This is a genomic window from Novosphingobium humi, from assembly GCF_028607105.1.
GTDB lineage: Bacteria > Pseudomonadota > Alphaproteobacteria > Sphingomonadales > Sphingomonadaceae > Novosphingobium > Novosphingobium humi.
In genome coordinates this window covers 1,755,766-1,777,871 of the sequence record NZ_CP117417.1, presented here as the reverse complement: position 1 = coordinate 1,777,871, position 22,106 = coordinate 1,755,766, and the positions used below count along the sequence as shown (strand labels likewise).

Here is a 22,106-nt window from a genome sequence, read left to right as displayed (position 1 = left end):
TTTATGGCACAACAGGACAAATACTGGTTTCCCGCCAAACGTTATGGTTATGGCTGGGGCCTTCCCCGCCTTTGGCAAGGTTGGGCGGTGTTGGCGGCCTATGTCGGCTGTATTGCGTTGGCCCATGTCTTTTTTCCCGCGCGGATCCATGCCGGTATCTTTGCGGGCATTGTGATTGTCGCCACGCTGGCGCTTGTCGGCATTTGCCGGGCCAAGGGCGAACCGGCCCGCTGGCGCTGGGGATAGGGCAAATATCGGACCCAACAAAAAGGGGCGCCCCGATGCGGAGCGCCCCTTTTTGTTGGGTCCGGAAGCGGCGGGGCTTACTTGCCGCGCAGCTTGCGGTGGTGGTTGAGGTCCAGCACTTCGCTCGGCCCGTCATTGTCGAGCAGGCCCAGACGGCGCGCGACTTCCTGATAGGCTTCTTCCTCGCCGCCCAGATCCTGGCGGAAGCGGTCCTTGTCCAGCTTCTCGCCCGAATTCATATCCCACAGGCGGCAGCCGTCGGGGCTGATTTCATCGGCCAGGATCACCCGGCTGTAATCACCGTCCCAGATACGGCCGAATTCGAGCTTGAAGTCGATCAGACGGATGTTGATCGCCGCAAACATGCCGCACATGAAATCGTTGATGCGGATGGCCATGCTGGAAATGTCCTGCATTTCCTCATTGCTGGCCCAGCCGAAGCAGGCGATGTGTTCCTCGGCGATCATCGGATCGCCCAGCGCATCGTCCTTGTAATAATATTCGATCAGCGTGTGGGGCAGCGGCTCACCCTCAGGGATGCCCAGACGCTTGGAGATCGAACCGGCCGCCACATTGCGGACCACCACCTCGATCGGCACGATCTCGCACTGGCGCACCAGTTGTTCGCGCATGTTGAGGCGGCGGATGAAGTGGGTCGGGATGCCGATGTGGTTCAGGCGGGTGAACACATATTCGCTGATGCGATTGTTGATCACGCCCTTGCCGTTGATCGTGCCCTTTTTGAGCGCGTTGAAAGCGGTGGCATCATCCTTGAAATATTGGATGATCGTGCCCGGCTCAGGACCCTCGTAAAGAATCTTGGCCTTGCCTTCATAGATCTGACGGCGACGCGACATGGGCTTTCCCCTAATTCCTGACTGGTTCGGCGATCCATGCCTTTGGCGCCCAGCAACGCCAAAAGGCAAGCCCCGGAATGCGGAAAAATTCGGCACCAAGCCCGCCGGACTCCGGGAAAGGGCGGGCCTTTAGCCGAAGCGGGCCCCCGCATCAACCTTTGTCCGACATGCTTTGTCGAGATTGAACGATATGTTGGACCGCTTTAGGTAAAAAATCGGATTGAAAACCGATGCAATCCGCGTTGCGCGGCTGGGCACCCGTTTTTAGCCTTTGGGGCATGAAACAGGATCTGCTCTCCTATTACCGCCGGATGGCCGGGCTTTTGATGGCGCTCTGGGCCGTGCCTCTCTGGGCCATGCCTCTCTGGGCGCAAACCTATGGCGCGACCGACCCGGCGGGGTCGGGCCCCATCGTCGGTGCGCTGCGCTGGGTTCAGGGGACGCTGATGGGATCGGTGGCAACGGTTGCCGCGGTGGTGGCCGTGGCGGTGGTGGGCATGATGATGCTGACCGGGCGGATCAACTGGCGATACGGGGCCAGCGTGATCCTTGGCTGCTTCGTCCTGTTCGGCGCGGCCAGCATCGTGGCCGGCATTCAGTCGGCGGCGGGGATGGGGCAATGAGCGGGCGCGGACAGGGCGCTCAAACTGCCCCGCTGGCGCGTGACACTTTGTTCGTGGGCCTTACCCGGCCCCAGATGTTTGCGGGCGTCACATGGTCCTTTTTCGTCCTTAATCTGGTGATTTCGACCGAGGCTTTCCTGCTGCTGCGCTCAGGTTGGGTGGTGGCGCTGGCGCTGGGGGTGCATGGGCTGGGGGTGCTGGCCTGTCTGCACGAACCGCGCCGGTTCGATCTCTGGATAGTCCGCGCGATGCACTGTCCGCGCGTGCGGCATTACCGGTTCTGGCAATGCAATTCCTATCGGCCGTAAAAGCCCCCGATTTCGCCAAGGAGGCGGCGGCGGGCGCGCATCTGCCCTATTCGCATCTGGTCGATGATGCCACGCTGGCGCTGCGCGACGGGGCGCTGATGCAGGTGATCCGCATCGACGGGCTGATGTTTGAAACCGCCGATGGCGATACGCTGAATTATCGCAAGGATATGCGCGAGGCGATGCTGCGCGCGATCGGGTCCTCGCGCTTTGCGCTCTATCACCACATTCTGCGCCGCAGGGTGGAGCCGGAGCTGGAGGGGAACTTTCCCGATGCCTTCAGCGCGGGACTGGATGCGGCATGGCGCGAAAGGCTGGCGGCCCGGCGGCTCTATGCCAACGATCTGTTCATCACCGTGATCCGCCGCCCGGCCGGCGCCCGACGCCTGTGGGGCCGGGCGCAGGGGGCGGATATGGCGGGCGAGTTGCGCGCGCTGGACGCCGCGGTCGAACAGGTGCTGGCCGCGCTGGCCCCCTATGGCGCACGGCGGCTGGGGGCCTATGACGCGGGCCATGGCGCATGCAGCGAATTGCTCGAATTTCTGGGCGCGCTGTTCCATGGCGATATGGCGCCGATGCTGCTGCCCCATGGCGATGTCGGCCATCATATCCCCCGCGCCCGTGTCTCTTTTGGGCATGACACGCTGCAGATGGGGCATGGCTTTGGCGCCATGGTGTCGATCAAGGACTATCCGGGGCAGACCACGGCCGGGATGCTCGACGATCTGCTGCGCCTGCCCTTTGCGATGAGCATCAGCCAGAGTTTCGCCTTTGTTGACCGGGGGGAGAGCCTTGGCCGGATGAACCGCGCGCTGCGCCGGATGCGCGCCGCCGATGATGAGGCGATCAGCCTGCGCGACGAACTGGCGCAGGCCAAGGATGATGTGGCCGCAGGGCGCGCCAGTTTTGGCGAACATCATCTCAGCGTGCGGATCATGGGCGAGGACCAGCGCGAGGTGGATACGGGCGTGGCCGAGGTGCTGGCGGCGCTGGGTGATCTGGGCATCGTGGCGGTGCGTGAGGATGTGGGGATGGAACCGGCCTTCTGGGCGCAGTTTCCGGGCAACTTTGCCTATATCACCCGCCGTGCGCTGATCGGTTCGGCCAATTTCGCCGCTTTTGCCAGCGGGCATAATTTCCCGCTGGGCCGCGCGCGGGGCAATCCGTGGGGCGATGCGGTGGCTTTGTTCGAAACCACGGCGGCGGGGCCTTATCATTTCAATTTTCACGCCGATGGCGATCTGGGCAATTTCACCGTGATCGGCCCCAGCGGCAGCGGCAAGACCGTCATCACCAATTTCCTTTTGGCGCAGGCGCGGCGATTTGCCCCGCGCATCGTGCTGTTCGACAAGGATCGCAGTGGGGAAATCTTCATCCGCGCGATGGGTGGGGCCTATGAATGCCTGCGGCCCGACCGGCCATCCGGGCTCAATCCTCTGCGCCTGCCCGATACGGCGGGCAACCGGGCGTTTCTGCTCGACTGGCTGGGCTGCCTTGTGGGTGGCCTGCGCGATGCGGCGGAAATGGAGGTTATGCGAGGGGCGGTGGAGGCCAATTATCTGGCCCCGCCCGAATTGCGGCGGCTGCGCCATTTTGCGGCGCTGCTGCGCGGCGGGGCGCGGCCCATGCCCGATGATCTGGCGGCGCGGCTGGGGCCGTGGTGGGGCGCGGGCGAACATGCCTGGTTGTTCGACAATGAGGGACAGGACAGCCTCGACCTGACCCGTGATGTGGTCGGGATCGACATGACGATGGTGCTGGACCATCCGGTGTTGCGCACGCCTTTGATGATGACGCTGTTTCATCGGGTGGACGCAAGGCTGGACGGCACGCCCGCGATCATCGTGGTGGATGAGGGGTGGAAGGCGCTCGATGACGCAATCTTCGCCGGGCGGCTGCGCGATTGGCTCAAAACCATCCGCAAGCGGGGCGGCATCTTGGGCTTTGTTACGCAAAATGCCGAGGATGCACTGGCCAGCCGCATCGCGGGCGCCATTGTCGAACAGACCGCAACGCAAATCTTTACCGCCAACCCCAAGGCGCGGGCTGCCGATTATGTCGATGGCTTTGGCCTGACACTGCATGAGTTCGAACTGGTGCGCGCGATGCCCGATGCGGCGCGATGCTTTCTGGTGAAACAGGGCGGGGAAAGCGTGGTCTTGCGGCTCGCGCTGAACGGCGGGGTGCGGTGGCTGACCGTGCTGTCGGGGCGCGAGGCGCATGTGCGGCGGCTGGATGCCATCCGGGGTGAGGTGGGGGATGATCCGCAGGATTGGCTGCCGCGCCTGCTGGGGGATGGGTGATGGGGGATTGCGGGGCGTTTGATCCATCCGGGCCTTATGTGGGCGGGGTGCTGACGCTGGCCGACTGCCGGGCGCTGGGGGTGGCGCAGGATGGCTGGCGGGCGCTGGGCGGTGGGGCCTGGCTGACTGCGGCTTTGACGATTGCCGTGGCGCTGATCGGCTATCGGCTGATGCTGGGGCAGGCGCGGGGGCGCGATGGGTTGATGCTGGCGCTGCGCATGGGCGTGGTGTTGGCGCTGACCACGCAATGGCCCGCGTGGGAGGCAGTGGCCTATCGCGTGGGGATCGATGGGCCGGAGAGCCTCGCGCTTGCGGTGATCGGCGCGGATGGCGGGCGATCTGGCTTGGCGGCGCGGTTTGATCGGATGGCGGGTGATCTGGACGAGGCGCTGCGCGTGGATGCGGCCCAGACCGCGCAGGACAAGGTGCAGCAGGGCGGTCATGTCCTCTCGGCCGAAGCGCGCGGGCAGGTGGCATGGGCCAATGGCTGGCTGACGGGCGCGGCGCTGGTGGGGCTGATGGCGCCGCGCATGGCGATCGCGCTTTTGCTGGGGCTGGGGCCGCTGTTTGTGGGGGCGCTGTTGCTGGCGGGGGCGCAGGGGCTGTTTGCCGGATGGCTGCGGGCCTGCGCGGGGGCGATGCTGGCGGCGGTGGCGGGGGCCATGGTGCTGGGGCTGGAACTGGCCGTGATCGGGCCGCAGGTGGCGGGGCTGCTCGATGCCTTGGGGGGCGATGGGGCCAATGCGATGGCGGGACGGATCGCCTCGGGCGCGGGGCTGTTTGCGGCTTTGCTGGGGGTGGTGGCGCTGGGGGTGATGCGGGCGGCCTGGGCCATCCGACTGCCCGAAAACGCGGGGCGGGGGCCGGGTGTGATCTCCTCCTCCGCGTTCCACGGCACAACGTCAACGCAGGCATCCGCCTTGCAACGGACCGGCCAGACCACCGTCAACACCCGCGCGCAGCATGTCGCGCAGGCCGCGATGCGCAGCCTGCGCCGCGAGGACATCGTCATCGAGCGGACGCGTGAACAGGCAAACACAGCATTTGCGCCCTTGGGGCTGACGGGCGGCGCAGGAGCGCGGCGGCAGCGCCGCATATCGGGCGCGGCGCGAAGGCGGGATGCGCGGAACGGGAATGGCGGGGCATGAGCGAGGAAACAAGGATCGCCTATTATCAACAGGCAGACAGCTGGGCGCGGCAGCGCGACACGACCTATGCCCGCTCGGCCCGGCGGGCGTGGATTGTGGCAGGCGTGGCCGTGGGCATCGCCGGGCTGGAGGCGCTGGCCATCATCGCGCTGGCCCCGTTGAAAACGGTGGTGCCCTACACGCTGCTGGTCGACAGCCATACAGGCTTTACCCAGACGCTGGAGGGAACGCATCCCCAGACGATCCGCCCCGATGCGGCGCTGACGCAATCGCTGCTGGCGCAATATGTGGTCGCGCGCGAGGGTTACGACATCGCCACGGTGGAGGAGCAATATCGCAAGGTGGCGCTGTGGTCCGCCGATGGGGCGCGGCGCGACTATCTGGCGATGATGCAGGCGGGCAATCCGCAGGGCCCGATCAGCCTCTATGGCCGGAGCAAGATTGTGCGCGTCGGGGTGGAAAGCGTGACGCCGATGGGCGCAGGTCAGGCGATGGTGCGATATTGGACGGACCGTGCGGAGGGGCGCGATTATTGGGTAGCGATGGTGCATTATCGTTTTTCCGGCGCGCCGCAGCGGATCGAGGACCGGATGATCAACCCGCTGGGGTTTCAGGTCATCGCCTATCGGCGGGATCAGGAGGCACCGCCCGCCGCGCCCGCCGCCATGCCAGCCGCGCCGCGCTCCTTGGCCCCGGTCGAACCGGCGCGCGAGGTTGCCCCCATCGCGTCGCCGGGGGCGCAGCCGCGCTCCTACCCCTTCCGCAATCCTCATCGCCCACTGTCGCCCCGGATCGTTCAGCCCGGTGGGGGCGAGCCGTGATGCGCCTGCTGCTTGCTCTGGCCCTGATGGGGGCCGCGCCCGCATGGGCCGAGGTCACACCGCGCGCGGGCGGCGGCGATCCGCATATCCAGACCGTGGCCTATGACCCGGACGAGGTGGTGGCGCTGCGGGTGGCCAATGGTTTTGCGCTGACGGTGCGCTTTGGCGCGGATGAGCGGATCGAGACGGTGACGCTGGGCGATGGCGCGGGATGGGTGGTGCAGACCAACAAGCGCGCCGACAGCCTGATCATCAAGCCGGTGGGCTATGCGCCGACCACCAACCTGACCGTGCTGAGCGATACGCGGACCTATAATTTCACCCTCTATGGCGCGGCGCCGGGCGAGGGGGTGCAGCCCTATCTTTTAAGCTTTACCTATCCCGCCCCGGTGGCGGCGGGGCCGGTGATGGTTGGGCGCTATCGGCTGGGCGGGGACAGGGCGCTGTGGCCGGTGGAAATCGGCGATGACGGAGCGGTGACAAGGATGCGCTGGGCCGAAGGGGCCGCGATGCCGGCTGTCTATGGCGTGGGGGCGCAGGGGCGGGCGCTGGTCAATGGCGCGATGCGCGATGGTTTCTATGTGGTCGAGGGGGTCTATGCGCGGCTGATGTTCATGGCCGGACATGCGCGGGCCGAGGGGCGGAGGATCGCGCCATGAACGGGCGCGACATGCGCCCCAATGTGGCCCCGCCGCGCGATATGCTGCCCTGGCCTGTGATGCTGGGGGTGGCGGGCGCGCTGGGGCTGGGCCTTTTTGTGTGGATGCAGGGGCAGAGGAAGCCGCCGCCAGAGCCGCAGGTACAACTTATGCTGAGCGCCCCCCCGCCGCCACTGATCCTGCCGGTTGACCGGGCGCCGATTGCCGCTCGGCCGCTTCGTCCGGTGGTGGCGCGGCGGGGGGCGGGATCGGCTCTGCCGCCGGTTGTCTATATGCCCCCACCGGCGGCTTTCGCGCCGCCCCCCTATGCGCCGCCGGCGCCGGTTCGCCCGGTTGGCAATCGGGATTCTGCGCTGGTGATCGACAATACGGCGGGCGCGGGGGCGGTGGTTCAGGGAGACAAGGGGGGGGCTTCCGCCCCGGTCGATGACACCGCCCATGCCACCATCATCCGCGGCCGCGCGACCACCATCCCGCAGGGGACGATCATCGCGGCCACGCTGGAAACGCCGCTCAATTCCGACCGGCCCGGCCTTGCCCGCGCGGTGATCAGCGCCGATGTGCGGGGGTTTGACGGGACGCGCGTTCTGATCCCGCGCGGCAGCCGGTTGATCGGAGAATTCAAGGCCGACAACAGCGCGGGCAAGCGGCGGGTGATGGTCTTGTGGAACCGCCTGATCCGGCCTGATGGGGTGGCGATCCGCATCGCCTCGCCCGCCAGCGATGCGATGGGCGGGGCCGGGGTTGCGGGGCGGGTGGATACCCATGCGCTGGAAAAGATCGGCAGCGCGGCGCTGCAATCCGCGCTCACGCTGGGGGTCAATGTGGCCACGGCCGAGGTCAGCCGGGGCGGAACAGCGGTCTATCTGGGCGGCGCGGGGCAAAGTCTGGGGCAGCAACTCGTCCCCTCGGTCAATCGCCCCGCCACGGTGAAGGTGGACGAGGGAGCGGTGATCGCCGTGCTGGTGGCCCATGATCTCGATTTTGGCGGCATGCCGGGGGTGCGATGATGCTGACGGCATGGCTGGCGCCGTTCTCGCCTTTCCTTGCGCAGGGGGATGTGACCGATATTTTCGTCAACCGGCCCGGCGAGATCTGGGTCGAACGGATGGGCGGCGCGATGGAGCGCCACGCCCTGCCCGAGGTGGATGAGGCGCGGCTCTGGCTGATCGCGCGGGGCGTGGCGGGCATCACCCATCAGGGGATCAGCCGCGAGCATCCGTTGATGGCGGCGACGCTGCCCGATGGCGCGCGGGTTCAGGTGGTGGCCCCGCCCGCCGCGCGCGCAGGGATGGCGATGGCGATCCGCAAACATGTGGTGGCCGATCTGGGACTGGGCGATCTGGCGGGCATGTTTGACGGGGCATGTTTTCGGCAGGGCATGGCGCCCAACGCAACGGTGCCCGCGCCGGAGGACGGGCAGGGGTTGGGCGACTATCTGGCCGCGATGGTGCGCGAGCGGCGCAACATTCTGATTTCGGGCGGCACGTCGAGCGGCAAGACGACTTTCCTGAATGCCTTGATCCGCGAGATTCCACGCGGCGAAAGGCTGGTGACGATTGAGGATACGCCTGAATTGAGCGTGCCCCATGCCAATGCGGTGGCCCTGCTGGCGGTGCGCGGCGCGATGGGCGAGGCGCAGGTGGGGGTGGAGGATCTGTTGCAGGCATCGCTGCGGATGCGGCCTGACCGGATCATGCTGGGCGAATTGCGGGGGAGGGAGGCCTACAGTTTCCTGCGCGCGGTCAACACCGGCCATCCCGGATCGATGACCACGATCCATGCCGACAGCCCGGAGGGCGCGATCGAGCAATTGGCGCTGATCGTGTTGCAGGCCGGGCTGGGTCTGGGGCGGGGGGATATTGTGGATTATGCGCGATCAGTGGTGGATGTGGTGGTTCAGTTGGAGCGGCGCGATGGCCTGCGCCGCGTCAGCCGGATCGTCACCACACGGGGCGCGGCATGAACAAGGTCGGTCTTTTCATCGCCGGAGGGCAGAAATGCGGCACCACCAGCCTGCATGCCTATCTGGCCCGGCATCCGCAGATATGCGCGGGGCCCAAGGAACTGCATTTCTTTGACGATGAAGGCGTGGATTGGGCGCGGCCCGATCATGGCGTCTATGAGGCGCGGTTTGACGGGCCGGGGATGCGGGTCGATGCCACGCCGATCTACGCTTTCTGGCCCCGCGCGATGGAGCGGATCGCGCAATATAACCCGGCGGCGCGGCTGATACTGTTGTTCCGCGATCCGGTGGAGCGGGCGTGGTCGCAATGGTGCATGGAATATGCGCGCGGGGATGAAACCATGTCTTTTGCCCGCGCCATCCGCGAGGAGCAGCGGCGCATCGCGCAGGGTGGGGCCGCGATGCGCCATCATTCCTATGTTATACGGGGCGCCTATGGGATGCAGGTGGCGCGCGCGATGGCGCTGTTTCCCAGGCGGCAATTGCTGTTTATCGAAAGCGCGGAATTGGCGCGCGATCCAGCGGGCGTATTGGCGCGGGTGGCGGCATTTGCCGGGGTGGCGCCATTCGGCGCGGTAGAGCCTTTACGGCACAATGCGCGGGCGGAGATGGATTATCCGGCCCCTCCCGACGCGGCGGACGTGGCCTATATCACGCAAAGGCTGGCGCATGATCGCGCGCTGTTGGAACGGTTGACCGGGATTGGCGGGGGGCGTGCGGTTTGATAGGGCTGGCCCGATATGACCGAGGATACGCCAGCCCAAACCCGCGCACGCCTTTTGCTGGCGGCCGAAACGCTTGTTGTGGGCGAGGGTGTTCATGCGCTTTCGGTGCGGCGGATTGCGGCGGCGGCGGGGGCCAATTCGGCGCTGATCCGCTATCATTTCGGGGGCACGGACGGTCTTTTGCGCGAACTGGCGCTGCGCAATGGGGCCATGATTGCCGAGGCGCGGACCGAGTGGCTGGCGCGGGGCGAAGGGTTTGAGGCGGCGGTTGACGCTTTGGTACAGCCCCTCTGGGCGCAGGCGGCGATGAGCGGGGATTACCGCGCCATCGTTGTTCTGGACGAGATTTTCTCGCGCGCCGCGCCCGCCCTGCATGATGAAATCTGGGCGATGTTTGCCGATGGCGTGGCGCAGGTGAAGGCGCGACTGGCCGCCGCGCTGCCGGGGGTGGATGAGGCGACGCTGGGCTGGCGCATCCGGTTTGTCACGGCCGCCGCGCTCGATGTGCCGCCGCGCGATGCCCGCCGCGAAGGGCGCGAGAGCCGGAATGAAAGGCTGATGCAGTTTCGCCGCTTTGCGCTCCACGCCCTTGGAGATTTATGAGCGGGGGATTTATGAGCGGAACGACGATTTTCGAAGTGATGTCGGGGCTGTGCCGCGATCTGGGCGCGATCAATCTGGGCCAGGGTTTTCCGGATATGGCCGAGCCGCCCGAGGTGATCGGCGCGGCGCAGCGGGCCTTGGTGGAGCGCAGCAATCAATATCCGCCGATGCGGGGCCTGCCCGAATTGCGCGGGGCGGTGGCGGGAATGTATGGTGTTTCGGCCGATGAAGTGATCGTGACATCGGGCGCGACCGAGGCGCTGGCCAGTGCGATTCTGGCGCTGGTTCGGCCCGGTGACGAGGTGATCTGCGTTCAACCCCTGTATGACGCCTATCTGCCGCTGGTGGCGCGGGCCGGGGGCGTGGCGCGGTTGGTCAATCTGCGGCCTCCGGCTTGGAGCCTCGATCTGGAGCAACTGGCGGGTGCGATTACCGACAAGACGCGGCTGATTATTCTGAACACGCCCAACAATCCCACCGGCACCGTGCTGGACCGCGCGACGCTGGAAGGGATCGGCGCGCTGGCGCAGCGGCATGGGATTTATGTGCTGTCGGACGAGGTGTGGGAGGCGACGGTGCTGGATGGCGGCAAGCCGGTCTCGGTGCTCGACATTCCTTCGCTGCGCGACAGGTCGGTCAAGGTCGGCTCGGCGGGCAAGATCTTTTCGCTGACCGGGTGGAAGATCGGTTGGGCCGTGGCCGCCCCCGAATTGGCTGAGCGTGTGGCGGCCAGCCATCAGTTCATCACCTTTACTACCCCTACCCCGCTGCAATGGGCGGTGGCCGAAGGGCTGGCGCTGGGCGAGGCCTGGTTTGCCGCCCACCGTGCGCGCTATGTCGAGAGCAAGGCGCGGCTGGTCAGTGGGCTGACGCAGGCGGGGTTTTGCGTGCTGCCCTGTGCGGGGACGTGGTTTGTGACCGTCGATCTTGCCGACTCGGGCCTGCCTGCGCAGGATGAGGCGCTGGCGCAAAGACTGGTGCGCGAGGCGGGCGTGGGGTCGATCCCTGTTTCGGCCTTTTATGCGGATCGGCCTGAGAGGGGCTATCTGCGGCTGTGTCATGCCAAGCGCGGCGATACGCTGGATCAGGCGGTGGAGAGGTTGGCCGGGTTTAGGGCGGGGTTTTAGAGGAGGGGGTGCCTCCGGCGGGCAAAAAAAGACCGGCAAGGATATCTCCCCACCGGCCTCTTTTAAAAAACCAAAGAATATCAGCGCTTAGCCAACCATTCCTCAAGCCATTTGATCGTGTAATTGCCGGTCTTGAAATCAACCACGTCCAGCAAAGCCTGATGGAGCGGGATGTTCGTTTTCGGCCCCGTGATCGCCATTTCCTCCAGCGCGCGCTTGAGGCGAAGGATCGCGCCCTCGCGGGTGCGGCCATAGACGATCAGCTTGGCGATCATCGAATCGTAGTAGGGCGGAATGCGATAACCGGCATAGAGCCCGCTATCGACGCGCACATGCAGACCGCCCGCCGCGTGGAAATTCTCCACCAGCCCCGGCGAGGGGGCAAAGGTGAAGGGATCTTCGGCATTGATGCGGCATTCGATGGCATGGCCACGGAATTCCAGCTCTTCCTGACGCACCGAGAGCGGCAGGCCATCGGCAATGCGGATCTGTTCACGCACGAGATCGACGCCGGTGATCGCTTCAGTAACGGGATGCTCCACCTGAAGGCGGGTGTTCATCTCGATGAAGTAGAACTCACCGTTTTCCCAAAGGAATTCGATCGTGCCCGCGCCGCGATAGCCCATGTCGGCCATGGCCTTCGAGACGATGCCGCCCATGCGCGCGCGTTCCTCGGCGGTAATGACCGGCGAGGGCGCTTCTTCCAGCACCTTCTGGTGGCGGCGCTGGAGCGAGCAATCACGTTCGCCCAGATGGATGGCATTGCCATTGCCGTCGCCAAACACCTGAAATTCGATGTGGCGCGGGTTGCCCAAATACTTTTCGATATAGACCGTGGCGTCGCCAAAGGCAGCCTTGGCTTCGCTGCCAGCCTGCTGCATCAGCGTTTCGAGTTCATCCGGCCCGGTGCAGACCTTCATACCGCGACCGCCGCCGCCGCTGGCCGCCTTGATGATGACCGGATAGCCAACTTCTTCGGCGATACGCTTGGCGTCTTCGATTTCCGAAACCGCGCCGTCCGAGCCCGGCACCAGCGGCAGGCCCAGAGCGCCAGCGGTACGCTTGGCTTCGACCTTGTCACCCATGGTGCGGATGTGTTCAGGCTTGGGCCCGATCCAGATCAGGCCATGCGCCTCGACGATTTCGGCAAAGCGGGCGTTTTCCGAAAGGAAGCCATAGCCCGGGTGGATCGCATCGGCGCCGGTGATTTCCGCCGCGCTGATGATCGCCGCCACGTTGAGATAGCTGTCCTTGGCCGCGGGCGGGCCGATGCAGACCGCATGGTCGGCCAACCGCACATGCATCGCATCGGCGTCCGCCGTCGAATGCACAGCCACCGTTTCAATGCCCATTTCCCGCGCCGCGCGATGGATGCGCAGAGCGATTTCGCCGCGATTGGCGATCAGGATGCGTTTGATGGCCATAATTCTATCAGCCGATCACAACCAGCGGCTGGTCAAATTCGACCGGCTGCCCGTTTTCGATGCTGATCGCCTTGATCGTGCCGGCCACGGGGGCGGTGATCGGGTTCATCACCTTCATCGCTTCCACGATCAGCAGGGTGTCACCCGCCTTGACCGCCTTGCCGATGGAGATGAAATCGGGCGCGCCGGGTTCGGGTGCCAGATAAGCGGTGCCGACCATCGGCGATTTGACCTGCGTGCCTTCGACGGCGGCAGGAGCAGCAGCCGGGGCCACCGCAGCAGGAGCGGGCGCAGCCGCCGCAGCCGGCGCGGCCGCCGGTGCCAGAGGCATCGCAGGCGCATAGGCCGGAGCGGCCGCAGCAACCGTCACGTTGCGCGCGACGCGGATTTTGCGGCCGCCATCGGCCACTTCGATTTCGGTCAGGCCCGTATCGCCCAGCAGCACCGCCAACTCGCGCACCAGCGCAGCATCGACGTTCATGCCGGATTGGATGTCGCGGCCCGTTTCAGTTTTGTCGCCCATGAAATCCCCTTGGCGATGGTTTATCAGGCATGGCCCCTATCCCTACGGCCGTTGTCAGGCAAGGGGAAACCGGGCGTTTACCAGAGGTGAACCACCCGCAGGGCCAGATTCCGGGCGATTTTACAGGATCAAAGCCGCATCCAGCGCGATCAGATAGGATTTTGCCCCAAACCCGGCGACGGTGCCTTTGGCGGCCATGCCGATATAGCTTTTGTGGCGGAATTCCTCGCGCGTGTGGGGATTGGAAAGGTGAACCTCGATCACGGGCAGTTGGATCGCCTTGATCGCATCATGCAGCGCGACCGACGTATGCGTATACGCTCCGGCATTCAGCAGCACCGCCTTGGCGCCGGTCGCGCGGGCCTCGTGCAGCCAGTCCACCAGATCGCCTTCATGGTTCGACTGGCGGCAATCCACGGCAACGCCCAGTTCTTCGGCCCGCGCGGCAAGGCGGGCGTCAATATCAGCCAGCGTGTCGCGGCCATAGATTTCCGGCTCACGCGTGCCCAGCAGATTGAGATTAGGGCCGTTGAGGACAAAGATGGTCGTTGCCATGGAAGTGTCTGCCTGAAACTGTTTGCGTTGCAGGCGTCATACTATGTCGCGGGAAACGGGCAAGCTTCAGCGGTCCGTCCCGGCCACTTTGCCCCATTGGCGCGCGGCGGTATAACCCAGATAGCCGGTGCCGAATAAGGCATAGAGCCCGTCGGGCAGGCTGTTGAGCCAGAGTTTGACGCCATTGGTGATGGCCGCAGCCACCGGCGCGCTGATCGCGGAAAGCAGCCCCATGGGCAGGCTGAGCAGAATCATGCCATACATCAGATAGAGAAAGCTGGGCCGCGCCCGGCTGATGTAGCGATCAGGAGAGGCGGCCTCAATCTGGGCCGTTTGGGGCTGTGCGGCGCTGGGCAATGGATCGGCTGATTCGGGCATGGTCGCTCTCCGGCTGGGAGAGTGGGATAACCAAATCGGTTTAAGTAGGAAATCGGGCAACAAAAAAGACGACCGCCGCCGGGGCAATCGCCTTTTTGAAACCAATTGGTCGGGACGAGAGGATTCGAACCTCCGACCCCCACACCCCCAGTGTGATGCGCTACCAGGCTGCGCTACGTCCCGACCTTGGTTGTTTCCGGTGGGGCGTTGCCCTGCCGGAGGCGCGCCTATAGGAGGGCTTTTCGGGCATGGCAATCATCTTTTTGCATTTTTCTGGCAAATTTTTTGCCCGCTCTATCAAGGCCCAGATCAAAACCCAGCCATTTCGGGCATTCGGCCAGTCCTTGCCCCGTCACATTGATATGATCCGGATAAGCTGCTAGGCGCTCGGTCACTTCGGGGGAGGCGCGAGAAGGCGGGTTTGATCCCACCCCATCGGCCAGATCCGGTTCCTGTTATTCCTGCGCAAGGGTGTTTTCCCGTGTCGATCCAAACGCTTTCGCTTCTTTCCGCCGCCGCTGCCGGTGGCCAGCCCCCCGCATGGCTGCAGTTCCTGCCGCTGGTGCTGATGGGCATTGTCATGTGGTTTCTGTTCCTGCGCCCGCAAATGGCCCAGCAAAAGGCCCAGAAGGCCAAGCTGGAAGGGATCAAGAAGAATGACATGGTGATTACCGCGGGCGGCCTGCTGGCCAAGGTGGTCAAGGCCGATGACGACTATCTCGAACTGGAAATCGCACCCAACACGCGCGTGCGCGCCGTGCGGGCCACGATTTCGGACGTGGTGGTCCCCGGCACGGGCAAGCCCGCCAACGACTGATCACTTGGACGCCCCGAGCTTGAACGAGGCTTGGGGCGTTCTTATGTGCGCGCTTCTGGCCCCGCGCCCAATGATCTTGGGGGGGGGCGCTTTTCATTTCTAGAGCCGGATGAACCCATGCTCGATTTTCCCCGCTGGAAACAGCTTTGGTACTGGGCGCTCACGCTGCTTTGCGTGGCCGCCGCCGTGCCTTCGATAGTGTCATGGGCCGGGGGCAACTGGCCCTCCTCGCTGCCCAATCCCAAGATCAACCTTGGCCTCGACCTTGCCGGCGGCAGCCACCTGTTGCTCGAAGCCAATGCCGATCAGGTGGTTTCGCAGCGCCTTGAAGGCAAGGAAGAAGAAGTGCGCGCCGCCCTGAAGAAGGCGGGCAACGTGCATTACGGCGATATTTCCACCAAGGGCGGCGTGCTCTCCTTCATGGTGGCCAGCGCCGCCGAAGTGGACGCCGCGCGCGAAGTGCTGGTGCCGCTGACCAATGGCGCGGGGCTTTCGGGCAAGCGCGATTGGGACATTCAGGTGGTCGACACCACCCGTTTCGTGCTGACGCCGACCAAGGAAGGCATTGCCGACGCCATCGACAAGGCGATGGAAACCGCCACCGAAGTGGTACGCAAGCGCATCGACGCCATGGGCACGCGCGAACCTACCATCATCCGTCAGGGCGCCGACCGCATCGTGGTGCAGGTGCCCGGCCTGTCGGATCCGGCCGCGTTGAAGGCCTTGCTGGGCCAGACCGCCAAGCTGGAATTCAAGCTGGTCGATCAGAACGGATTGGCGGGCGGCGTCGCGGCGCCGGGCGATGAAATCGTGCCCTTTGCCAATGGCCAGGGCGCGATTGCGGTCAAGCGTCTGGGCGGCATCAAGGGCGATCGCCTGACCAATGCCACGCAGAGCTTCAGCCAGCATAATGAACCGGTTGTCTCAATCACCTTTGACAATCAGGGCGGCGAACAATTCGCCCGCCTGACCAGCCAGAATGTCGGCAAGCCTTTCGCCATTATTCTGGACGGCAAGGTGCTCTCGGCCCCCAACATCAACGAGCCGATCATGGGCGGCAGCGCCCAGATTTCGGGCAGCTTTACCGTGGAAAGCGCGAACCAATTGGCGATTGCGCTGCGTTCGGGCGCGCTGCCGGTGGACCTGAAGGTGGTTGAGGAGCGCACGGTCGGCCCCGACCTTGGCGCCGATTCGATCCACAAGGGCATGATCGCCATGGTGGTCGGCACCGCGTTGGTTGTGCTGTTCATGGCGGTCACCTACGGCCGCTTCGGCATCTATGCCAACATGGCGGTCATCATCAACGTGCTGATGATTCTGGGCATCATGGCGGTGTTCAACACCACGCTGACGCTGCCGGGCATTGCCGGTTTCGTGCTGACCATCGGCGCGGCGGTGGACGCCAACGTGCTGATCAACGAGCGCATCCGCGAAGAGCGGCGGCGCGGCCGCAAGGTCGTGCAGTCGGTCGAACTGGGCTATAAAGAGGCAAGCCGCACCATTTTCGACGCCAACATTACCCATATCATCGCGGCCGTGCTGATGTTTGAATTCGGCTCCGGCCCGATCAAGGGTTTTGCCGTGGTGCTGATGATCGGTATCGCGACCTCGGTGTTCACCGCTGTTTTCCTCACCCGCATGTGGGTGGCAGGCTGGCTGCGCCGCGCGCGCCCGTCTGACCTGCATATCTGATAGGGGTGATTTTCCATGCGTTTGCTTAAACTCGTCCCTGACAACACCAATCTCCACTTTTTGAAGTGGCAGTGGCCGACCACGATCATCTCTGTCCTGCTGATGCTGGGCAGTTGGACGCTGATGTTCACCCATGGGCTGAACATGGGCGTGGACTTTGTGGGTGGCCAGATGATCCGCGTTACCTTCACGCAAAGCGCGACGGCACCCATCGCCCAATTGCGCGGCGAGGTCGAGGCGTTGGGCTATGGCGAACCGATCATCCAGACCTTTGGCAAGCCCAATGAGATCTCGATCCGCCTGCGCCTGCCCGAAGGGTCGGACAAGGACGCCGCACTGGCCGATGCCATGGCCAAGAGGATCACCGCCACCGTCAAGCAGGGCCATGCCGATGCGCGCGTCGATGGCGTCGATTCGGTGTCGGGCAAGGTGTCGAAGGAGTTGGGCTGGACCGCGTTCAAGGCGCTGGGCTTTGCCAGCATCGCGATCTCGATCTTCATCTGGTACCGCTTTGAATGGCAATTCGGCGTCGGCGCTCTGGTCAGCCTTGTGCATGACGTGTCGCTGGTGCTGGGTCTGTTTGCGGTGACGCAGATGGAGTTCGACCTGACCATCGTGGCGGCGATCCTGACGGTGATCGGCTATTCGCTTAACGACACGATCGTGGTCTATGACCGCATCCGCGAGAACCTGAAGAAGTATCGCAAGATGCCGCTGGAGGAACTGCTCGACCTGTCGGTCAACGAAACGCTGGCGCGTACGGTGGTGACTTCTGGCACGATGCTGATCACGCTGATTGCGCTGCTGCTCTTGGGGCCCAAGGTGATCTTCGGTTTTTCGGCGGCGCTGATCCTGGGCATTTTCGTGTGCACCTATTCCTCGATCTATGCCGCAGCGCCGATGCTGATCTGGCTTAAGGTCAACCCGACCAGCTTTGTGCCGGGTGAGGGGGCGAAGGATGAGGCGCCCTAAATAGGGTTTGCCTCCGGTGGGCCAAGGGACTTGTCCCTTGGCAATCCCGTTAATAGGTTTTGGGCGGCTTCGTTGCTTTGTGCGGCGAAGCCGCTTTTTTTTGGCCTGCGGCGCGGGGAGCTTTGGGATTTTACTCCACCCAGTCATGGGAATGCAAAGGGTCGAGACCCTTTGCCCGCCGAAGGCTACCTTGCCTCCTGCCAAATTTCCTTCAGCCTCCCCGCATTGGCCTCCCAGCTAAAGCCCGCCACCTGCGCGGCCACATCTGCCTGTTCCATCGGCGTGGCCAGCAATTCGGCTACCGCCGCTGCAATGGCCGCCGGGCTACGCTCCGCAATCCGGCCCGCCATGGGCGAACTGACCACCTCGCGCGCGCCGCCAATATCGGGGATCACCAAAGGCGCCCCGCAGGCCAGCGCCTCGATCCAGACATTGGCCAGCCCCTCTCGTTCGGAGGGCAGGATGACGGCATCGGCCGCGCTCATCAGCAGGGGCAGGGCGTCATGGCTGACCTGTCCAAGGAAATGGACGCGCGGGGCAAAGGGGGCGGCTTGCTGGCGGAGCGCAGCCTCGTCCGGCCCCGTTCCGGCCAGCGCGAGATGCGCATCGGGCAAATCGGCCAGCGCGCCGATGGCCAGCGCCTGCCCCTTGATGGCGATCAGCGCGCCGGGACAAACCAGTAAGGGTGCCCCTTTGGGAAGGATCAGCCCAAGCCGGTCGGGGAGAGCGGCGCGTGCCTCATCGCGCGGGGTTGGTGTGAAACGTTCGCGGTCCAGCCCGGTGTAATGCACGCGCAGTTTGGCCTCATCCATGCCCAGCGCGGCCATGTCGCGCCCCAGCGCCGCCGAAACCGTCAGCAGCGCTGCGGCCTCATCGGCGGCCGCCAGCATTTGGCGCAGGGCCGCCGGTCGACCGCCCCAGTAATGGATGTCCGATCCGCGCGCCTTGATCGTCAGCGGCAGGCCCAATTCGCGCGCGATGATCGCGGCGGCCGGGCCATCGGGAAAGAAGAATTGCGCATCGACCAGATCGAACGGCTTTTCTGCATGAAGCCGCCGCACCAGCGGGAGGATCGCGCGCGCGATCCGGGCCGGATTGCCATCGCCCCCGATCATCGGGATCAGCGTGAAGCGCGGATGCAACACCGTCAGCCCGCCCAGTTGCGATTGCGCGGGACATTGCGCCCAATCCCGATAGGGGCGGCGCAGGCTGAGCGGGAAAGGAGGCAGGCCGACAGGGTTGATCATGGTCAGATCAACCCCGCCCAGCCGATGGAGCGCCGCCATCTGATTGGCGACGAATTTGCCAAACCCCCCGCGCATGGGCGAGGGGAACAGCGTGGATAGAGAAAGGACGCGCATCATGCGCGGGTGATTACAGCTTCCTCACTAACATTTCGGCAACGGCCAGCCACGGCGGACTGTCGATCACCAACTGGCGATGGCCGATGCCGGGGGGCAGCAGGGCGATGCGATGCTCGTCACGGTCGATCAGGCGGCCAAAAACGAATCGCCCCCCCGGACGCGGTGCAAGCACGTCACGGTTAACCAATTTGGAGAATTGATCAGGCTGCATCTGGCGCAGCCAGATCTGGTCGCCGCTGCGGTAGTCGCCCGCGCCGGTTTCCACCGCCATGGCCATCTGCGTGCCTTCGCCCACCAGTTCGGAAGGCAGGATGGCATCGCGCGGCGTGGTCAGCGCCTCGGCCCCGACATCGGTCAGGCGAGCGACCATCTTGGCCTGTTCGGCAGCATCGCCGCGCACCAGAAGCTCAGGATCGACCTCAAGCGCAAGGGCGATCCGGTTCATCCAGATGAGCGAGAGATTGCGCGTGCCGGTTTCCAGCCTGCCAATTGTCTGCGCCGTTGTGGGCGGTGAGCAGCGCGCCGCCACATCGGCCAGCGTCATGCCCTTTTGTCTGCGAATATCACGTATGCGGTTAATCATGACTAGCCGACCCCTCGAACCAATCCGGTTTTTTCACTTTCCTACAATTTGCCCGGCTTGGCAAACTCTTTGCAAGGAATGGCAGAAGAAACCTAAGGGGATACTACTATGAATCGCCAACTTGTCGAACGGGAATTAACCGCAGAGGGGCCAGGGCGGGGAAAATCTCGCCGATCGGGGCGCAGCGTGACGGTTAATTTGTGCGAATCGCCGCTTACCTGGCTTCATGCGCGCGGCCATCTGACCGATCGCGAATATGATGCGGGCGAGCGGCTGCGCGCCGATTGGGAAACGGCGCAGCTTGCCCCCGGCATGTCGATGCGCTGGGAACCCGTTGCCGTCCGGGGCAGCCGCCATGATCACGACCTTAACCCCACAGAACGCCAGATTGCGGCCAAGGCCCGCTTCGACGGCGCGCTGGCCGTGGCCGGAAAAGGGCTGGGCGATATTCTCTGGCGCGTGGTTTGCGCAGGCGACAGTCTGCCCGTGGCGGAAAAGGCGCTGGAATGGCCTGTGCGGTCAGGCAAGCTGGTGCTGAAGCTGGCGCTTGACCGGGTGGCCGAATTCTATCGGATCGGGTGAGGGGAGGCGTTATGCCTCCACCATCTCCGCCAATTCCAGCCAGCGCTCTTCGGCAGCATCCTTTTCCGCGCGCGCCCTGTCCAGCGCGGCGGTCAATTGCGCAAAACGGGCCGGGTTCTGGGTATAGAGATCCCCATCGGCCAGCGCGGCCTCCAGCTTGGCAATTTCGCCGTCCAGCGCCTCGATCCGGGCGGGAAGCAGGTCGTAATCGCGCTGGTCCTTATAGCTCAGCTTGACCTTGTTGCGCACGGGCATGACCGCAGGCGCGGCCTCGGTCTTGTCGGCCGCGGCGGCCTTTTTGGCCGCCGGAGCATTGCGCTGCTGGCGCTGCTTTTCCCAATCGGCATAGCCGCCCGCGACGATATCGACCCGCCCCGATCCGTCCAGCCCCAGCGTGACCGTGCAGGTGCGATCCAGAAAGTCGCGGTCATGCGATACGATCAGCACCGTGCCGTCATAATCGGCGATCACTTCCTGCAGCAGGTCGAGCGTTTCCAGATCGAGATCATTGGTCGGTTCGTCCAGCACCAACAGATTGGAGGTCCGCGCAAATTCGCGCGCCAGCAGCAAGCGCGAACGTTCGCCGCCCGAGAGCGTGCCGACCCGCGCCTCGATCAGGCCCGGATCGAACAGGAAGTCCTTGAGATAGCCCTGAACATGCTTTTTCTCACCGCGCACATCGACCCAGTCGCCGCCTTCGGCCAGCACATCGCGGATGCGCTTTTCCGGGCTTAACAGGCTGCGCTGCTGGTCGATCATCACGCCCGAAAGCGTCTGCGCCAGCTTCACCGTGCCGGTGTCCGGCTCCAACTCGCCGGTCAGCATTTTAAGCAAGGTGGTCTTGCCCGCGCCATTGCCGCCGACAAGGCCGATCCGGTCGCCGCGCTGGATGCGCAGGTTAAAATCGCGGATGATGGTGCGGTCGCCGAATTTCTTCGATACGCCCTCGGCCACGATCACCGATTTGGTTTTCACATCGTCGCTGGCCAGCTTCATCTTGGCCGCGCCCTGAGGGCTGAGCATGGACGCCCGCTGCGCCCGCATCTGATAAAGCTTTTCCAGACGCCCTTGATTGCGCTTGCGTCGCGCTGTGACCCCGCGCGAAAGCCAGTGCGTTTCCAGCTTCAGCTTGGCGTCCAGCTTTTCGGCCGCGCGCGCCTCATTGGCGTAAACTTCCTCTTCCCACGCCTCATAGCCGCCAAAGCCGACCTCGCGCCGCCGCAGCGATCCGCGATCCAGCCACAGCGTTGCCCGCGTCAGGCGCGTCAAAAAGGTTCGGTCGTGGCTGATGACGACAAAGGCGCCGGTATAGCGCTGCAACCAGCTTTCCAGCCAGTCGATCGCGGCCAGATCCATATGGTTGGTCGGCTCGTCCAGCAGCAGCAGGTCCGGCTCGCTGGCCAGAGCGCGGCAGATCGCCGCCCGGCGACGCTCGCCGCCCGAGGCGCTGGCGGCCTCGCGGTTCAGGTCGATGCCCAACTGGCTGGCGATGGATTCGACCTCATGCTGGGGCGGGGCGTCCGGCCCCTTCAGGCAATAATCGAGCAGGCGCGAGCAACCGCCGAAATCCGGGTCCTGCTCCAGCACCACGACCTTGGTTCCCGGCTGGATCGAACGCTTGCCCTTGTCCGCATCCAGCGTGCCCGCGATCAGGCGCAGCAAGGTGGTCTTGCCCGCACCATTGCGCCCGATCAGCGCAAGCCGATCGCGCGGGGCGATGAAAATGTCGAGGTCGCGAAAAAGCCAGCCCGATCCCTGGATCAGGCTCAGTCCTTCCCAGCTGAGAATAGGTGCAACTGCCATAGGCGCGCGTTAGGGGGCAACGGCGTC

General features: G+C 64.7%; 24 protein-coding genes and 1 tRNA gene. 16 read left to right on the top strand and 9 right to left on the bottom strand.

Annotated elements, in window-relative coordinates; all coding sequences use genetic code 11:
• Positions 1-3 precede the first annotated feature (3 nt).
• Complete coding sequence (locus PQ457_RS08415; RefSeq protein WP_273616440.1) at positions 4-246, top strand: hypothetical protein; 243 nt, start codon at positions 4-6, stop codon at positions 244-246.
• Positions 247-323: 77 nt separating this feature from the next.
• Here the strand turns inward: PQ457_RS08415 and purC are convergent, their stop codons facing one another.
• On the bottom strand, positions 324-1,103 hold the full coding sequence (gene purC, locus PQ457_RS08410) for a phosphoribosylaminoimidazolesuccinocarboxamide synthase (RefSeq protein WP_273616439.1): 780 nt from the start codon (positions 1,101-1,103) through the stop codon (positions 324-326).
• A 356-nt stretch (positions 1,104-1,459) separates the two neighbouring features.
• Between purC and PQ457_RS08405 the strand changes: the two genes are divergently transcribed.
• From PQ457_RS08405 to PQ457_RS08355, 11 genes are read left to right on the top strand one after another with little or no spacing between them, the layout of a single operon-like run.
• Positions 1,460-1,726, top strand: a complete 267-nt coding sequence (locus tag PQ457_RS08405) for a TrbC/VirB2 family protein (RefSeq protein WP_420540986.1) — start codon at positions 1,460-1,462, stop codon at positions 1,724-1,726.
• Positions 1,723-2,034 carry a VirB3 family type IV secretion system protein gene (locus PQ457_RS08400; RefSeq protein WP_273616438.1) on the top strand — a complete coding sequence of 104 codons (312 nt, stop codon included), beginning with the start codon at positions 1,723-1,725 and terminating at the stop codon, positions 2,032-2,034. Before PQ457_RS08405 ends, PQ457_RS08400 begins: the two co-directional genes overlap by 4 nt.
• Positions 2,013-4,337 carry a VirB4 family type IV secretion/conjugal transfer ATPase gene (locus tag PQ457_RS08395; RefSeq protein ID WP_273616437.1) on the top strand — a complete coding sequence of 775 codons (2,325 nt, stop codon included), beginning with the start codon at positions 2,013-2,015 and terminating at the stop codon, positions 4,335-4,337. Before PQ457_RS08400 ends, PQ457_RS08395 begins: the two co-directional genes overlap by 22 nt.
• Complete coding sequence (locus PQ457_RS08390) at positions 4,337-5,485, top strand: TrbL/VirB6 family protein (RefSeq protein WP_273616436.1); 1,149 nt, start codon at positions 4,337-4,339, stop codon at positions 5,483-5,485. Before PQ457_RS08395 ends, PQ457_RS08390 begins: the two co-directional genes overlap by 1 nt.
• On the top strand, positions 5,482-6,306 hold the full coding sequence (locus PQ457_RS08385; RefSeq protein ID WP_273616435.1) for a VirB8 family type IV secretion system protein: 825 nt from the start codon (positions 5,482-5,484) through the stop codon (positions 6,304-6,306). The genes PQ457_RS08390 and PQ457_RS08385 overlap by 4 nt, the downstream gene beginning before the upstream one ends.
• The gene (locus PQ457_RS08380; protein WP_273616434.1) at positions 6,306-6,965 is read left to right on the top strand and encodes a TrbG/VirB9 family P-type conjugative transfer protein; all 660 of its coding nucleotides are present in this window, start codon (positions 6,306-6,308) and stop codon (positions 6,963-6,965) included. The genes PQ457_RS08385 and PQ457_RS08380 overlap by 1 nt, the downstream gene beginning before the upstream one ends.
• Positions 6,962-7,975 (top strand): TraB/TrbI/VirB10 family type IV secretion system protein, encoded by a 1,014-nt coding sequence (locus tag PQ457_RS08375; protein ID WP_273616433.1) that lies wholly within the window; start codon positions 6,962-6,964, stop codon positions 7,973-7,975. Before PQ457_RS08380 ends, PQ457_RS08375 begins: the two co-directional genes overlap by 4 nt.
• Positions 7,972-8,931: a P-type DNA transfer ATPase VirB11 gene (virB11, locus tag PQ457_RS08370; RefSeq protein WP_273616432.1), complete on the top strand. Its 960-nt coding sequence runs from the start codon at positions 7,972-7,974 to the stop codon at positions 8,929-8,931. Before PQ457_RS08375 ends, virB11 begins: the two co-directional genes overlap by 4 nt.
• Positions 8,928-9,656, top strand: coding sequence for a sulfotransferase family protein (locus PQ457_RS08365; RefSeq protein ID WP_273616431.1), 729 nt, complete (start codon positions 8,928-8,930; stop codon positions 9,654-9,656). Before virB11 ends, PQ457_RS08365 begins: the two co-directional genes overlap by 4 nt.
• Positions 9,657-9,671: 15 nt before the next feature.
• A complete protein-coding gene (locus tag PQ457_RS08360; protein WP_273616430.1) occupies positions 9,672-10,259 on the top strand; it encodes a TetR family transcriptional regulator in 588 nt (195 codons plus the stop codon).
• Positions 10,260-10,270: 11 nt separating this feature from the next.
• Positions 10,271-11,386, top strand: coding sequence for an aminotransferase class I/II-fold pyridoxal phosphate-dependent enzyme (locus tag PQ457_RS08355; RefSeq protein ID WP_273616429.1), 1,116 nt, complete (start codon positions 10,271-10,273; stop codon positions 11,384-11,386).
• Positions 11,387-11,466: 80 nt separating this feature from the next.
• On the opposite strand, the gene accC is transcribed toward PQ457_RS08355, so the two are convergent.
• The 5 genes from accC to PQ457_RS08330 all read right to left on the bottom strand — a co-directional run bounded on the left by accC (position 11,467) and on the right by PQ457_RS08330 (position 14,449).
• Positions 11,467-12,810: an acetyl-CoA carboxylase biotin carboxylase subunit gene (gene accC / locus PQ457_RS08350; RefSeq protein ID WP_273616428.1), complete on the bottom strand. Its 1,344-nt coding sequence runs from the start codon at positions 12,808-12,810 to the stop codon at positions 11,467-11,469.
• 7 nt (positions 12,811-12,817) lie between these two features.
• Positions 12,818-13,333 (bottom strand): acetyl-CoA carboxylase biotin carboxyl carrier protein, encoded by a 516-nt coding sequence (gene accB, locus PQ457_RS08345; protein ID WP_273616427.1) that lies wholly within the window; start codon positions 13,331-13,333, stop codon positions 12,818-12,820.
• Between the two features lie 120 nt (positions 13,334-13,453).
• Positions 13,454-13,888, bottom strand: a complete 435-nt coding sequence (gene aroQ, locus PQ457_RS08340) for a type II 3-dehydroquinate dehydratase (RefSeq protein ID WP_273616426.1) — start codon at positions 13,886-13,888, stop codon at positions 13,454-13,456.
• 66 nt (positions 13,889-13,954) lie between these two features.
• The gene (locus tag PQ457_RS08335; RefSeq protein ID WP_273616425.1) at positions 13,955-14,266 is read right to left on the bottom strand and encodes a 3TM-type holin; all 312 of its coding nucleotides are present in this window, start codon (positions 14,264-14,266) and stop codon (positions 13,955-13,957) included.
• Positions 14,267-14,372: 106 nt separating this feature from the next.
• Positions 14,373-14,449 (bottom strand) — tRNA-Pro (locus PQ457_RS08330).
• Between the two features lie 298 nt (positions 14,450-14,747).
• Between PQ457_RS08330 and yajC the strand changes: the two genes are divergently transcribed.
• The 3 genes from yajC (at position 14,748) to secF (ending at position 17,747) form a co-directional block, all read left to right on the top strand.
• Positions 14,748-15,083, top strand: a complete 336-nt coding sequence (gene yajC / locus PQ457_RS08325) for a preprotein translocase subunit YajC (RefSeq protein WP_273616424.1) — start codon at positions 14,748-14,750, stop codon at positions 15,081-15,083.
• Positions 15,084-15,200: 117 nt separating this feature from the next.
• Positions 15,201-16,775: a protein translocase subunit SecD gene (secD, locus tag PQ457_RS08320; protein ID WP_273616423.1), complete on the top strand. Its 1,575-nt coding sequence runs from the start codon at positions 15,201-15,203 to the stop codon at positions 16,773-16,775.
• A 15-nt stretch (positions 16,776-16,790) separates the two neighbouring features.
• A complete protein-coding gene (gene secF, locus PQ457_RS08315; RefSeq protein ID WP_273616422.1) occupies positions 16,791-17,747 on the top strand; it encodes a protein translocase subunit SecF in 957 nt (318 codons plus the stop codon).
• 185 nt (positions 17,748-17,932) lie between these two features.
• Here secF and PQ457_RS08310 read toward each other — a convergent pair whose 3' ends face one another.
• Both PQ457_RS08310 and PQ457_RS08305 read right to left on the bottom strand, forming a co-directional pair.
• The gene (locus tag PQ457_RS08310; protein WP_273619283.1) at positions 17,933-19,108 is read right to left on the bottom strand and encodes a glycosyltransferase; all 1,176 of its coding nucleotides are present in this window, start codon (positions 19,106-19,108) and stop codon (positions 17,933-17,935) included.
• Between the two features lie 13 nt (positions 19,109-19,121).
• Complete coding sequence (locus PQ457_RS08305; protein ID WP_273616421.1) at positions 19,122-19,694, bottom strand: helix-turn-helix domain-containing protein; 573 nt, start codon at positions 19,692-19,694, stop codon at positions 19,122-19,124.
• Positions 19,695-19,802: 108 nt separating this feature from the next.
• Between PQ457_RS08305 and PQ457_RS08300 the strand changes: the two genes are divergently transcribed.
• Complete coding sequence (locus tag PQ457_RS08300; RefSeq protein ID WP_273616420.1) at positions 19,803-20,276, top strand: DUF6456 domain-containing protein; 474 nt, start codon at positions 19,803-19,805, stop codon at positions 20,274-20,276.
• A 9-nt stretch (positions 20,277-20,285) separates the two neighbouring features.
• Here the strand turns inward: PQ457_RS08300 and PQ457_RS08295 are convergent, their stop codons facing one another.
• Positions 20,286-22,079, bottom strand: a complete 1,794-nt coding sequence (locus PQ457_RS08295) for an ABC-F family ATP-binding cassette domain-containing protein (protein WP_273616419.1) — start codon at positions 22,077-22,079, stop codon at positions 20,286-20,288.
• Between the last annotated feature and the right edge of the window lie 27 nt (positions 22,080-22,106).